Genomic DNA, 14,053 nt, shown 5'->3' on the forward strand with positions numbered 1-14,053 from the left:
ACGTCGTCCCATCATGAGCATCAATGTGAGGACGGTAGGTATGGCTTCGAGCCCCCGTCGTCTCGCCTCCACGAAGGCGAACACCCCCGCTGCAGGCCTCGCGGGTCTTCCCCTGAAGCAGGGCATGTACAACCCCGCGTTCGAGAAGGACGCGTGCGGCCTGGCGATGGTCGCGACACTGCGCGGCCACGCCGGCCACGACATCATCGATCTGGCGCTGACCGCGCTGCGCAACCTCGAGCACCGCGGCGCCATCGGGTCCGATGCCGGCACGGGCGACGGCGCCGGCATCCTCACCCAGATGCCTGACGAGTTCCTGCGTGCCATGGTCGACTTCACGTTGCCGCCGGTGGGGGAGTACGCGGCGGGAATGATCTTCCTTCCGCGAGACGACGCGGCGCGTGCCGCCCAGAAGGCCGGGATCGAACGCATCGCGGCATCCGAGAACCTCACCGTGCTGGGCTGGCGCGAGGTGCCGACGTCCGACGAGCACCTGGGAAAGCTGGCGTTCGAGGCCCGCCCCGCGTTCGAGCAGCTGTTCGTCTCGCACCCGGCGGTGGGGGACGCGCCCGCTCTGTCGGGCATCGCGCTCGACCGCCGCACCTTCCGGCTGCGCAAGCGCGCGCGCACCGAGCTCGACGCCTACTTCGTCTCACTGTCGACCCGCACTCTCGGGTACAAGGGCATGGTCACGACGCTGCAGCTCGAGCCGTTCTACCCCGACCTGCAGGACGAGCGCTTCGCCTCCGAGCTCGCCGTCGTGCACTCGCGCTACTCGACCAACACCTTCCCGTCCTGGCCGCTCGCCCAGCCCCTGCGCATGCTGGCGCACAACGGCGAGATCAACACGGTCAACGGCAACCGCAACTGGATGCGCGCGCGCCAGTCGCAGCTCGAGTCCGAGCTGCTCGGCGACATCCGCCCGCTGCTGCCCATCTGCACCGAAGGTGCCAGCGACTCGGCGTCGTTCGACGAGGTCCTCGAGCTCCTCACGCTCACCGGCCGCAGCCTGCCCCACGCCATCATGATGATGGTGCCGGAGGCGTACGAGAAGCAGGCCGACATCGACCCCAAGGTCCGTGCGTTCTACGAGTACCACTCCATGCAGATGGAGCCGTGGGACGGTCCGGCGGCGCTCATCTTCACGGACGGCACGCTCGTCGGAGCGACGCTCGACCGCAACGGTCTCCGTCCTGGCCGCTGGACCGAGACCACCGACGGCCTGGTCGTCATCGGCAGCGAGACCGGTGTGCTGGACTTCGAGCCCGAGCGCATCAAGCGTCGCGGCCGGCTGCGTCCCGGGCGCATGTTCCTCGTCGACACCGCGCAGCGGCGCATCGTCGAGGATGACGAGATCAAGTCTCAGCTGGCCGGCCTCGCCCCGTGGCAGGAATGGCTCGACCACGGCCGGGTCCGCCTGGCGGATCTGCCCGAGCGGGAGCACATCGTGCACCCGATCGCCTCGATCACCCGACGTCAGCGGACGTTCGGCTACACCGAGGAAGAGGTGCGGATCCTCCTCACGCCCATGGGTCAGACCGGAGCCGAGCCGCTGGGCGCCATGGGCTCCGACACCCCCGTCGCGGTGCTGAGCGAGCGGCCCCGGCTGCTCTTCGACTACTTCACGCAGCAGTTCGCGCAGGTCACCAACCCGCCGCTGGACTCCATCCGCGAAGAGGTCGTCACGTCGCTGTCGCTCGGGCTCGGCCCCGAGCGCAATCTGCTCGACTGGGGCGCCGACCACGCACGCGCGATCACCCTGGACTTCCCGGTGATCGACAACGACGAGCTGGCCAAGCTCCAGAACATCGACAAGGCGCTTCCGGGACGGCGATCCGTCACGATCCGCGGCCTCTACCACTTCGACGCCGGCCCCGGCACGATGAAGGCGCGCATCGACGAGATGTGCGCCGAAGTGGATGAGGCGATCGATCACGGCGCGGAGTTCATCATCCTGAGCGACCGCGACTCGAACAAGGACCTCGTCCCCATCCCGTCGCTGCTGATGCTCTCGGCGATCCATCACCACCTGATCCGACGCGAGAACCGCATGAAGGTCGGCCTGGTCGTCGAGGCCGGCGACGTGCGCGAGGTGCACCACGTCGCGACGCTCATCGGCTACGGCGCGTCGGCGGTCAACCCGTACCTTGCGATGGAGACGGTGGAGTACCTCGTCCGCGCCGGCTTCATCACCGGCGTCTCGCCCGAGAAGGCGGTCAAGAACCTGATCTACGCGCTCGGCAAGGGCGTGCTGAAGATCATGTCCAAGATGGGCATCTCGACGGTCTCCTCCTACGCCGGCGCGCAGGTCTTCGAGGCGATCGGCCTCTCGCAGGAGTTCGTCGACACCTACTTCACCGGTACCGAGACCAAGCTCGGGGGCATCGGCATCGAGCAGATCGCGGCCGAGAACCAGGCCCGGCACGACTTCGCGTATCCCGAGGACGCGGCCGTCCGCGCACACGAGCGGCTGTGGACCGGCGGCGAATACCAGTGGCGCCGTGACGGATCGCCGCACCTGTTCAACCCCGACACCGTGTTCCGGCTGCAGCACTCCACGCGCACGCGTCGATACGACATCTTCCGTGAGTACACGAAGCTGGTCGACGACCAGGCGAACGAACTCAAGACCTTGCGCGGCCTCTTCCGCTTCAAGACGGAAGGGCGCAAGCCTGTGCCGATCGACGAGGTCGAGCCGGTCTCGTCGATCGTGAAGCGGTTCTCCACCGGCGCGATGAGCTACGGCTCGATCTCGAGGGAGGCGCACGAGACGCTCGCCATCGCGATGAACCGTCTCGGCGGCAAGTCGAACACCGGCGAGGGCGGCGAGGACGTCGACCGGCTGCTCGACCCGGAACGACGCAGCGCGATCAAGCAGGTGGCATCCGGTCGCTTCGGCGTGACGAGCCTCTACCTCACCGAGGCCGACGACATCCAGATCAAGCTCGCTCAGGGCGCCAAGCCCGGCGAGGGTGGCCAGCTTCCGCCGACCAAGGTGTATCCGTGGGTCGCCCGCACGCGGCACGCGACGGCGGGTGTCGGCCTGATCTCGCCGCCTCCGCACCACGACATCTACTCGATCGAGGATCTCAAGCAGCTGATCTTCGACCTCAAGCGCGCCAACCCGGGCGCCCGCGTGCACGTGAAGCTCGTGAGCCAGTCGGGCATCGGCGCGGTCGCCGCCGGCACTGCCAAGGCGCTGGCCGACGTGATCCTGGTGTCCGGCCACGACGGCGGCACCGGCGCGAGCCCGCTCAACTCGCTCAAGCACGCGGGCACGCCGTGGGAGCTCGGCCTGGCCGAGACGCAGCAGACGCTCATGCTCAACGGCATGCGCGACCGCGTGGTGGTGCAGGTCGACGGGCAGCTGAAGACCGGCCGTGACGTCGTCATCGGCGCCCTGCTGGGCGCCGAGGAGTTCGGCTTCGCGACGGCGCCCCTGGTCGTCTCCGGCTGCATCATGATGCGCGTGTGCCACCTCGACACCTGTCCGGTGGGAGTCGCCACGCAGAACCCGGTGCTGCGCGCGCGCTTCAACGGCAAGCCCGAGTTCGTCGTGAACTTCATGGAGTTCATCGCCGAGGAGGTGCGCGAGTACCTCGCCGAGCTGGGCTTCCGCTCGCTCGACGAGGCGATCGGCCACTCCGAGCTGCTCGACGTGAACGGCGCCATCGAGCATTGGAAGGCGAGCGGGCTCGACCTCACCCCGGTGCTCGAGGGTCCGGTCTTCTCCGCCGAGGAGCCGCGGCGCAACACCACCGTGCAGCTGCACGAGCTCGACAAGCACTTCGACGTGCAGCTCATCGAACCGGCCCAGGACGTCCTCGCCCACGGCGGCCAGATCACGATCGACCTGCCGATCCGCAATACGGAACGCGCCGTCGGCACTCTGCTCGGACACCACGTCACGCGGGCACGAGGCGAGAACGGGCTGCCGTCGGGCAGCATCGTGGTCAACCTCACCGGGTCGGCAGGGCAGTCGCTCGGAGCCTTCATGCCGGCCGGCATCACGCTGCGGCTGGAGGGCGACTCCAACGACTACGTGGGCAAGGGTCTCTCGGGGGGCCAGATCGTCATCCGGCCGCCGCGTCGCGCCGCCTTCGACGCATCGCAGAACGTCATCGCCGGAAACGTCATCGGCTACGGCGCGACGCAGGGCACGCTGTTCCTGCGCGGCGTCGTGGGGGAGCGGTTCTTCGTCCGCAACTCCGGCGCGACCGCGGTGGTGGAAGGGGTCGGCGACCACGCCCTCGAGTACATGACCGGTGGCCTGGCCGTCATCCTCGGCGCCACCGGCCGAAACCTCGGCGCGGGCATGTCGGGCGGCACCGCCTATGTGTACAAGCTCGACCGCAAGCTGGTCAACCGTGAGGCGCTGGCCACCGGTGAGCTCGAGCTGGGCGAGCTCGGATCCGGGGATGCCGCGATCCTGCGCGACCTGCTCGTGCAGCACATCGCCGAGACCGAGTCGTCGCTCGCCCAAGCGCTGCTCGACGACTTCGAGAGCGAGCTCGACAATTTCGTCAGGGTCATGCCGCGCGACTACGCCGCGGTGCTTCAGACCCGTCAGGACGCCGTCGCCGAGGGGCTGGACCCCGACGGCGACGTCGTCTGGAACCGCATCCTGGAGGTGACGGGTGGCTGACCCGAAGGGCTTTCTGAAGGTCACCGAGCGAGAGCTGCCTCCGCGGCGGCCCGTGCCGGTGCGCATCATGGACTGGAAAGAGGTCTACGAGCCGGGTGACACAGCGGTGCTGCGCCGCCAGGCCGGGCGCTGCATGGACTGCGGCGTGCCCTTCTGTCACAAGGGCTGCCCGCTGGGCAACCTCATCCCGGAGTGGAACGACCTGACGTGGCGCGGCGAAGGCCGCGCGGCGATCGAGCGGCTGCACGCGACCAACAACTTCCCGGAGTTCACCGGTCGCCTCTGCCCGGCCCCGTGCGAGAGCTCCTGCGTGCTGGGCATCAACCAGCCGGCGGTCACGATCAAGCAGGTCGAGGTCTCGATCATCGACGAGGCCTTCTCGAACGGCTGGGTCGAGCCCGAGCCGCCCGGGCGCCTCACCGGCAAGACGGTCGCCGTCGTGGGTTCGGGGCCGGCGGGCCTCGCGGCCGCACAGCAGCTGACCCGTGCCGGGCACACTGTCGCGGTGTTCGAGCGCGACGACCGCATCGGCGGACTCCTGCGCTACGGCATCCCCGACTTCAAGATGGAGAAGAAGCACCTCGAGTCGCGTCTTCGCCAGATGCAGGACGAGGGCACGCGCTTCCGTGCCGGCGTCGAGATCGGCACGGACATCTCGTGGAGCGATCTGCGGGCGCGCTACGACGCGGTCGTCATCGCCACTGGCGCGACGGTCCCGCGAGACCTCCCGATCCCTGGCCGGGATCTGGCCGGCGTTCACTTCGCGATGGAGTACCTCGTCGAGTCGAACAAGGCGGTCGCCGGTGATGCGGTGCCCAATCAGATCACCGCGGAGGGCAAGCACGTCGTCGTCATCGGCGGTGGCGACACCGGTGCGGACTGCATCGGCACGGCGCACCGGCACGGCGCGCTGAGCGTGACGAACCTGGCCATCGGTCGCCGCCCTCCGGGCGAGCGCCCCGAGCACCAGCCGTGGCCCATGACGCCGACTCTCTTCGAGATGCAGTCGGCGCACGAAGAGGGCGGCGAACGGTCCTTCCTCGCCTCCACCGTCGAGTTCCTCTCGAACGACGTGGGCGAGGTGCGCGCGCTGCGCGTCGCCGAGACCGAGTTCGTCGATGGCCGGCGCGTACCCAAGAGCGGCACCGAGCGCGACATCCCCGCCGACCTCGTGCTCATCGCGATGGGCTTCACCGGTCCCGAGCAGGCGCTTCTCGACCAGCAGCTCGGAGCGCAGTTCAGCGACCGCGGCAGCGTGCACCGCGACGACGACTACCAGACCACTGCTCCCGGGGTCTTCGTCGCCGGCGACGCCGGCCGAGGCCAGTCGCTCATCGTGTGGGCGATCGCCGAGGGCCGTGCGGCTGCCGCGAGCGTCGACCGCTACCTCATGGGCGAGACCCAGCTGCCTTCGCCCGTCCGCCCGCAGGATGTCGCCATCGGTCTGCAGCCCGCGTAGGCTGGCCGAGGCATTCGCCACCTTCACACCCACCCGGAGAAAAACCACGGATGAGACGCGCCAAGATCGTCGCCACCCTGGGACCCGCCACGTCGACGTATGAGATGGTCCGCGCGATCATCGACGCCGGCGTGGATGTGGCCCGATTCAACCTGAGCCACGGGGACTACTCGGTCCACGACAACAACTTCGCCAACGTACGCAAGGCCGCGGATGACGCCGGTCGCGCGGTCGCGATCCTGGTCGACCTGCAGGGCCCCAAGATCCGCCTCGGCAAGTTCGAGAACGGACCCCACGAGCTCGCCGCCGGCGACATCTTCAAGATCACCACCGAAGACGTCCTCGGCACCAAAGAGATCGTCGGCACGACCTTCAAGGGTCTTCCGAACGACGTCAAGCGGGGCGACTTCCTGCTCATCGACGACGGCAAGGTCCGTGTCGAGGTCGTCGAGACCGACGGCACGGTCGTCACCACGAAGGTCATCGTGGGCGGTCCGGTGTCGAACAACAAGGGCATCAACCTGCCCGGCGTCGCCGTCAATGTCCCGGCTCTGTCCGAGAAGGACGAGGCCGATCTGCGCTGGGGTCTGCAGGCCGGAGCCGACATCATCGCGCTGTCGTTCGTCCGCAGCGCCAAGGACGTCCAGCGCGTCCACGTGATCATGGCCGAAGAGGGACGCCACGTCCCGGTCATCGCGAAGATCGAGAAGCCGCAGGCGGTCGACAACCTCGAAGAGATCATCGACGCGTTCGACGGCATCATGGTCGCCCGCGGCGACCTGGGCGTGGAGCTTCCGCTGGAGGCGGTGCCGATCGTCCAGAAGCGCGCGGTCGAGCTCTGCCGCCGCATGGCCAAGCCGGTCATCGTCGCGACGCAGATGCTCGAGTCGATGATCGAGAACCCGGTTCCCACGCGCGCCGAGACCAGCGACGTCGCCAACGCGGTGCTCGACGGCGCGGACGCGGTGATGCTGTCGGGCGAGACCAGCGTCGGCAAGTATCCGGTCATCGTGGTCGAGACCATGGCCCGCATCATCAACTCGACCGAGGAGCACGGCCTGGAGCGCATCCTGCCGCTCACCACGAAGCCGCGCACCCAGGGCGGCGCCATCACGCTGGCTGCGATGGAGGTCGCGGAGTTCGTCGACGCGAAGTACCTCTGCATCTTCACCGAGTCCGGCGACACGGCGCGTCGCATGTCGCGCCTGCGTCCCCGTATCCCCATGATCGGGTTCGCTCCCGATCCGGCGATCCGCCGCCGCATGGCTCTCACGTGGGGCGTGCGCTCGACCCTCGTCGAGCACGTCGCCCACACCGACCTGATGTTCATCCAGGTCGACGACTATCTGCTGTCGAACGACCTCGCGAAGGTCGGCGACAAGGTCGTGGTGATCTCCGGCTCGCCCCCCGGGATCATCGGCTCGACGAACGACATCCGCATCCACAAGGTGGGCGACGCCGTCCACGGCAAGGCCCCGATCTACAAGACACGGGACTGACGGATCCTTCTTGACGGGAGGGTGCGACCACTACTGTGGGTCGCACCCTCCCGTTCTCTGTGAAAGGTGACGCCGATGTCCTTGTTCGGTGAACTGTTCTGGTTCCTGCTGTGGAGCTTCTATTTCATCGCGTACCTCTACGTGGTGATCGTCATCATCACGGACCTGTTCCGCGACCACGAGCTCAACGGCTGGTTCAAGGCGCTGTGGATCATCGCCCTGGTGTTCGTACCGTTCCTCACGGCGCTGATCTACATCATCGCCCGCGGCAAGGGCATGGCGCAGCGCTCGCAGTCGTACCGCCGCGGTGTGGTGCCGGAGTCCGACGACTATCGTCCGGCTGCTTCGACGAGCCCCGCGGACGACATCGCCAAAGCCAAGGCGCTCCTGGACGCCGGCACGATCTCGCAGGGCGAGTTCGACGCCCTCAAGAGCAAGGCGCTCGGAAACCAGTACTTCGGCGCGTAGCAGCCGATGACATGAGCGGATGCCTCGGCCCGGGGCATCCGCTCATCGCTGTCTTGACCGTGCCGGTGGTGGGAGTCGTCCCCACGGCCCCTCTGCGGTGCCGGTGGTGGGAGTCGTCCCCACGGCCCCTCCACGCGCCGCTGGCGCGTCGCGCGGAGCCTCTGGCCGCGTGGGCCCACCCACAAGCGCGCTCTTCCCAAGCCCCGACCGGCACGGCAGAGGGGAAGGCACCCTTCGGGCGGCTTCCCCTCAGCCGTGCCGGTGGTGGGAGTCGAACCCACACGCCCTTTCGGGCAACCGAGTTTGAGTCGGTCGCGTCTGCCATTCCGCCACACCGGCCCGCGCCTCGCGGCGCGTCCGCGAACGACCATACCGTAGGATTCAATGGTGACTGAGCAGGAGCAGACCGCCGCATCGACGGCTTCCACCCCACGTCGTGTCGTGGTGGCCGAGGACGAATCGCTGATCCGACTCGACATCGTCGAGATCCTCCGCGACAACGGCTTCGATGTCGTCGGAGAGGCAGGTGACGGCGAGACCGCGGTGGCGCTTGCCACCGAGCTGCGCCCCGACCTCGTCATCATGGACGTCAAGATGCCGCAGCTCGACGGCATCTCAGCCGCCGAGAAGCTCAGCAAGAATCACATCGCCCCCGTCGTGCTGCTCACCGCCTTCAGCCAGAAGGAACTCGTCGAGCGTGCGAGCGAAGCGGGCGCTCTCGCCTATGTCGTCAAGCCGTTCACGCCGAACGACCTGCTGCCCGCGATCGAGATCGCCCTGGCCCGCTACGAGCAGATCATCACGCTCGAGGCCGAGGTCGCCGACATGGTCGAGCGCTTCGAGACCCGCAAGCTGGTCGACCGCGCGAAGGGCCTCCTCAACGAGAAGATGGGCCTGTCCGAGCCCGAGGCGTTCCGCTGGATCCAGAAGGCGTCCATGGACCGCCGTCTCACCATGCAGGACGTCGCGAAGGCGATCATCGAGCAGCTCGCGCCCAAGAAGGGCTGAACAGGACTTCGACGACAGCGGATGCCCCGACCGGGGCATCCGCTTCGTTCATGTCTGGGGGAGTGTCTTGATGTGGTTGGTGATGCGGACCGTCGAGCAGCGCCGGCCCTGATCGTCGGAGACGACGATCTCGTGGACCGCGATGCTGCTGCCGAGGTGCACCGGCGTGCAGACGCCGGTCACGTATCCGCTCGTCGCCGAACGCGTGTGGGTGGCGTTGATGTCCACGCCCACCGCGAGCCTGCCGGGACCGGCGTGATAGTTCGCGTGCATCGATCCGAGAGACTCGCCGAGCACGACGTATGCCCCTCCGTGGAAGAGCCCGACCGGCTGCGTGTTGCCCTCGACCGGCATGCGCGCGACGGCTCGCTCGGGGGTGAACTCGAGCCATTCGAACCCCATGCGCTCCGCGAGCGCGCCGAGTCCCCGCCCGAGCGCCCATTCCAGCGCGTTCTGGTGAGAGACGGACTGTTCGGGCATGGCGGCACCTTCGGTCTTGCAGGTCGTGGGGGCGATCTGGCTGTCCGCGGGCCTGGCTAGGCTTGCAGGGTGACGGACTTCGCAAAGCCTACCCTTCTCGTCGTGGACGGCCATTCGCTGGCGTATCGCGCCTTCTACGCCCTCCCGGTCGACAACTTCTCGACGAAGGACGGCCAGCACACGAACGGGATCTACGGGTTCCTGGCCATGCTGATCAATCTCATCAAGGCCGAGAAGCCCACGCACCTGGCGGTGGCGTTCGACACGTCCAGGCAGTCCTTCCGCAGCCGCGAGTACCCGGAGTACAAGGCCAACCGCTCCGAGACGCCGTCCGAGTTCAAGGGGCAGATCCCGCTGCTGCAGGACTGCCTCGCAGCGATGAGCATCCGTGTGCTGCAGCAGGAGGACATCGAGGCCGACGACATCCTCGCGACGCTCGCCACGCAGGCGGCGGCCGACGGCTTCCGCGTGCTCGTGTGCTCCGGCGACCGAGACACGATCCAGCTCGTCAATGACGACATCATCCTGCTGTATCCTAACGTGCAGGGAGTGTCGCAGCTCAAGCGCTACGACCGGGAGGCGGTCATCGAGCGGTACGGCGTGCCGCCCGAGCAGTATCCCGACATCGCCGCACTGGTCGGCGAGACCAGCGACAACCTTCCCGGTGTCCCGAAGGTGGGGGAGAAGACCGCCGTCAAGTGGCTCACCCAGTTCGGCTCTCTCGACGCGCTGCTCGAGGGCGCCGAGACCATCAAGGGCGTCGTCGGCAACAACCTGCGCGAGCACGTCGAGGACGTCCGGCGCAACCGCATGCTCAACCGCCTCATGACCGACGTCGAGCTGCCTCTCGGCCCGGGAGATCTCGAGGTGCAGCCGATGGATGCGCAAGCGGTCCGCGACATCTTCGCCCGCCTCGAGTTCAAGACCCTCATCCCCCGCGTGGCCGAGCTCGCCGGCATCGAGCAGCAGATGGCGGCCGTGACCTCCGCCGCGGCGATGCTGGCGCCGACGGCCGAAGAGCCGGCACCGGGCGATCTCGTGGCGTGGCTGGACAACGCGGCCGGCGACGTCGGCGTCACCGTCGTCGTCGAAGGCGGCCTGCCGCGACGGGTCGGTTTCGCCACGAAGGATTCTGCGGTCGAGGCAACGCTCACTCCGGAGGTCGAGCAGGCCATCTCTCCGTGGCTCGCCTCGGACGCCGCGAAGGTCTTCAGCGACGCGAAGCCGCAGATCAAGGCGCTGCGGCGCGCAGGGCTCGCGATCGGCGGGCTCTCGTTCGACGTGATCGTCGCCGGCTGGCTGCTGCGGCCGAGTTTTCCCGACAAGTCGCTCGCGCATCTGGTCGACAGGTACCTCGACGAGGAGCTGCCCGAAGCCGATCCCACGCAGCTCGTTCCCGAGACGGAGGGTGCCACTCCGGGCCAGCTGTCCTGGTACATCCTGCGGGTGGCCGAAGCCGTGCGAGCCGAGATGGCGCCCAGCGTCGCGACCGTCCTCCGCGACATCGAACTGCCCACGCTCCTGGCCCTTGCCGACATGGAGCTGGCAGGGGTCGCGGTGTCGCATGACACGCTGGCGGAGTTCTCGGGCGAGCTCGCCCAGCGCGCCGACGCGCTCGCCCAGGCCGCGTACACGGCGATCGGGCGCGAGGTCAACCTCGGGTCGCCCAAGCAGCTTCAGGAGGTGCTGTTCGACGAGCTGCAGCTGCCCAAGACCCGCAAGACCAAGACCGGCTACTCCACGGATGCCGCGGTGCTCGCCGATCTGCAGGAAACCAATCCTCACCCCTTCCTGGACCTCCTCCTGCAGCATCGAGAGGCGACGAAGCTGCGCCAGATCATCGAGTCGCTCGACAGCGCCATCGGCGGCGACGCGGCGATCGGACCCGACGGCCGTATCCACACGACGTACGTGCAGACCGGCAGCCAGACGGGCCGCCTCTCGAGCACCGACCCCAACCTGCAGAACATCCCGATCCGCACCGAAGAGAGCCGCCGCATCCGCTCCGCCTTCGTCGTGGGCGAGGGCTACGAGACGCTTCTCACGGCCGACTACTCGCAGATCGAGATGCGCATCATGGCCCACCTGTCGGAGGATCCCGGCCTCATCGAGGCCTTCAACTCGGGGGAGGATCTCCACCGCTTCGTCGGAGCCCGGGTGTTCGCCGTGGCGCCTGAGGACGTGACGCCCGCGATGCGCACGAAGGTCAAGGCCATGTCGTACGGTCTCGTCTACGGGCTGTCGGCCTTCGGGCTCTCGAAGCAGCTGCGCATCGAGCAGTCCGAGGCCAAGCAGCTCATGATGGAGTACTTCGCCCGCTTCGGCGCGGTCCGCGACTACCTGCGCTCCTCGGTGGAGCAAGCGCGCATCGACGGCTACACCGAGACGATCTTCGGTCGCCGGCGACCGTTCCCGGATCTCGCCAGCCCGAACCGCGTGCTGCGCGAGAACGCCGAACGCGCCGCACTGAATGCGCCCATCCAGGGCAGTGCCGCCGACATCATGAAGATCGCCCTCTTCCACATCCACGACGACTTCGCGGCTCGCGAGATGCGGTCGCGCGTGCTGCTGCAGATCCACGACGAGCTCGTGATCGAAGTCGCACCGGGGGAGTGGGATGCCGCGGAGCAGGTGGTCAGTCAGCGCATGGGCGATGCCGCGGAGCTCTCGGTGCCGCTCGAGGTTCAGATCGGGCGCGGCGGAGACTGGAACTCGGCCGGCCACTGAGCGTGGTCGCGGCATCTCGGTCTGATGCGACCGGGACGCGCGTTTGTCGAGACCCCGTGTCATCCCTAGGCTCGACGCATGACTGAAGAAACCCGCACGCCCACGCAGATCGACAAGATCGCCGATGCATGGGTGGACACACTCGCCGAGCTCGAACCGACGCTGGCGACCTACATCGGCCGTGACGAATTCAACGACCGCTTCGGCGACTACAGCCCGGCCGGCCAGGAGCAGCTCATCGCCGAAGGGCGCAAGACTCTGTCGGACCTGAAGGCCGCAGACCCCGTCGACGACATCGACGCCGTCACCCAGGAGGATCTCGCACGCGAGATCCAGCTCGGAATCGACCTGCACGACGCCCAGTGGCACCTGCGCGACCTCAATGTGATCGCGTCGCACGCGCAGAACATCCGTCAGGTGTTCGACCTCATGCCGACCGCCTCGACGGACGACTGGTCCGTCATCGCCACACGCCTCGGCGCGGTCTCGGGTGCGATCGACGGGTACGTCGAGTCGCTGCGCGAGGGCATCGCCCGCGGTGTCGTCCCTGCCCGACGACAGGTGGTCGAGGTGGTCACGCAGATCGCGCGCTACACCGAGGACGGCGGGTTCTTCGCCTCGTTCGCGGCGCATGCTGCTCCGGACGAGGGTCAGCTCCCGGCATCCCTGGCCCGCGATCTGGCCGACAACGCCAACGCTGCCCGCGTCGCGTACGACACGCTCGCACAGTTCCTGTCGTCCGAACTGGCGCCCGCCGCAGCCGAGAAGGATGCCGTCGGTCGCGAGCTGTACGCGCTGCACTCGCGTCGCTTCCTCGGGGCGACAGTCGACCTTGACGAGACCTACGAGTGGGGCGTCGAGGAGCTCGCCCGCATGGTGGCCGAGCAGGAGTCGATCGCGAACGAGATCAAGCCCGGCGCGTCGGTCGAAGAGGCCGTCGCCTTCCTCGAGCAGGACGCGAGCCGCAAGCTGCACGGCACCGAGGCGTTGCAGAAGTGGATGCAGGAGACCAGTGACCGCGCCGTCGCCGAACTGGGCCGGACCCACTTCGACATCCCCGAGCCCATCCGTCGCCTGGAGTGCATGATCGCGCCGACGAAGGAAGGCGGCATCTACTACACCGGCCCGACCGACGACTTCTCGCGCCCCGGTCGCATGTGGTGGTCGGTTCCCGAGGGCGTCGAGGACTTCGACACGTGGCGAGAGCTCACCACGGTGTACCACGAGGGCGTTCCCGGCCATCACCTGCAGATCGCGCAGGCGGTCTACAACCGCGCGCAGCTCAACTCGTACCGACGCCTGCTCGGCGGCACGTCGGGGCATGCCGAAGGATGGGCGCTCTACGCCGAGCGCCTCATGGAGAAGCTGGGCTACCTCGACGACCCGGCCGACCGGCTGGGCATGCTCGACGGCCAGCGCATGCGTGCTGCACGCGTCGTGCTCGACATCGGTGTGCACCTCGAGAAGCAGCGACCCGACGGCGCGGGCACCTGGGACGCCGACTTCGCTCTCGAGTTCATGCGCCACAACGTGAACATGTCGGACGAGTTCGTGACCTTCGAGGTCAACCGCTATCTCGGATGGCCGGGGCAGGCGCCGTCGTACAAGGTGGGTCAGCGGATCTGGGAGCAGCTGCGCGACGAGGTGGCCGAGCGCGAGGGCGCCGACTTCTCGATCAAGCGCTTCCACAAGCGCGCGCTCGACATCGGCGGCGTCGGGCTCGACACCCTGCGCATGGCGCTCTCGCGCTGATGAGATGCCCGGCCG

Annotated in this window: 8 protein-coding genes and 1 tRNA gene; 7 read left to right on the forward strand and 2 right to left on the reverse strand. The window is 68.0% G+C overall.

Annotation, left to right across the window (positions count from 1 at the left end):
• Positions 1 to 40: 40 nt before the first annotated feature.
• From gltB to ACLKM7_RS11690, 4 genes are all read left to right on the forward strand, one after another.
• Positions 41 to 4,645 carry a glutamate synthase large subunit gene (gltB, locus tag ACLKM7_RS11675; RefSeq protein ID WP_436447341.1) on the forward strand — a complete coding sequence of 1,535 codons (4,605 nt, stop codon included), beginning with the start codon at positions 41 to 43 and terminating at the stop codon, positions 4,643 to 4,645.
• Entirely contained in the window at positions 4,638 to 6,104 is a 1,467-nt protein-coding gene (locus ACLKM7_RS11680; protein ID WP_436447342.1) for a glutamate synthase subunit beta, read from the forward strand. The genes gltB and ACLKM7_RS11680 overlap by 8 nt, the downstream gene beginning before the upstream one ends.
• A 50-nt stretch (positions 6,105 to 6,154) precedes the next feature.
• Positions 6,155 to 7,603, forward strand: a complete 1,449-nt coding sequence (gene pyk / locus ACLKM7_RS11685; RefSeq protein WP_436447343.1) for a pyruvate kinase — start codon at positions 6,155 to 6,157, stop codon at positions 7,601 to 7,603.
• Between the two features lie 75 nt (positions 7,604 to 7,678).
• Positions 7,679 to 8,071 (forward strand): PLDc N-terminal domain-containing protein, encoded by a 393-nt coding sequence (locus ACLKM7_RS11690; RefSeq protein WP_436447344.1) that lies wholly within the window; start codon positions 7,679 to 7,681, stop codon positions 8,069 to 8,071.
• Positions 8,072 to 8,327: 256 nt separating this feature from the next.
• Here the strand turns inward: ACLKM7_RS11690 and ACLKM7_RS11695 are convergent.
• A tRNA-Leu gene (locus ACLKM7_RS11695) sits at positions 8,328 to 8,410 on the reverse strand.
• A gap of 45 nt (positions 8,411 to 8,455) precedes the next feature.
• On the opposite strand from ACLKM7_RS11695, the gene ACLKM7_RS11700 reads away from it, so the two are divergent.
• Complete coding sequence (locus ACLKM7_RS11700; RefSeq protein WP_109209425.1) at positions 8,456 to 9,079, forward strand: ANTAR domain-containing response regulator; 624 nt, start codon at positions 8,456 to 8,458, stop codon at positions 9,077 to 9,079.
• Positions 9,080 to 9,127: 48 nt separating this feature from the next.
• On the opposite strand, the gene ACLKM7_RS11705 is transcribed toward ACLKM7_RS11700, so the two are convergent.
• Positions 9,128 to 9,559 carry a PaaI family thioesterase gene (locus ACLKM7_RS11705; protein ID WP_436447345.1) on the reverse strand — a complete coding sequence of 144 codons (432 nt, stop codon included), beginning with the start codon at positions 9,557 to 9,559 and terminating at the stop codon, positions 9,128 to 9,130.
• 69 nt (positions 9,560 to 9,628) lie between these two features.
• On the opposite strand from ACLKM7_RS11705, the gene polA reads away from it, so the two are divergent.
• Positions 9,629 to 12,286, forward strand: coding sequence for a DNA polymerase I (gene polA / locus ACLKM7_RS11710; RefSeq protein WP_436447346.1), 2,658 nt, complete (start codon positions 9,629 to 9,631; stop codon positions 12,284 to 12,286).
• 78 nt (positions 12,287 to 12,364) lie between these two features.
• Positions 12,365 to 14,038, forward strand: coding sequence for a DUF885 domain-containing protein (locus ACLKM7_RS11715; RefSeq protein WP_436447347.1), 1,674 nt, complete (start codon positions 12,365 to 12,367; stop codon positions 14,036 to 14,038).
• The last annotated feature ends 15 nt before the right edge of the window (positions 14,039 to 14,053 follow it).

Source organism: Microbacterium sp. I2, assembly GCF_051364985.1.
Taxonomy (GTDB): domain Bacteria; phylum Actinomycetota; class Actinomycetes; order Actinomycetales; family Microbacteriaceae; genus Microbacterium.

Bases quoted from the DNA above. Each gene is read 5' to 3' on its own strand.
- ACLKM7_RS11690 (WP_436447344.1), top strand. From the start codon at position 7,679: ATGTCCTTGTTCGGTGAACTGTTCTGGTTCCTGCTGTGGAGCTTCTAT.
- pyk (WP_436447343.1), top strand. From the start codon at position 6,155: ATGAGACGCGCCAAGATCGTCGCCACCCTGGGACCCGCCACGTCGACG.
- ACLKM7_RS11705 (WP_436447345.1), bottom strand. From the start codon at position 9,559: ATGCCCGAACAGTCCGTCTCTCACCAGAACGCGCTGGAATGGGCGCTC.
- ACLKM7_RS11715 (WP_436447347.1), top strand. From the start codon at position 12,365: ATGACTGAAGAAACCCGCACGCCCACGCAGATCGACAAGATCGCCGAT.
- gltB (WP_436447341.1), top strand. From the start codon at position 41: ATGGCTTCGAGCCCCCGTCGTCTCGCCTCCACGAAGGCGAACACCCCC.
- ACLKM7_RS11700 (WP_109209425.1), top strand. From the start codon at position 8,456: ATGGTGACTGAGCAGGAGCAGACCGCCGCATCGACGGCTTCCACCCCA.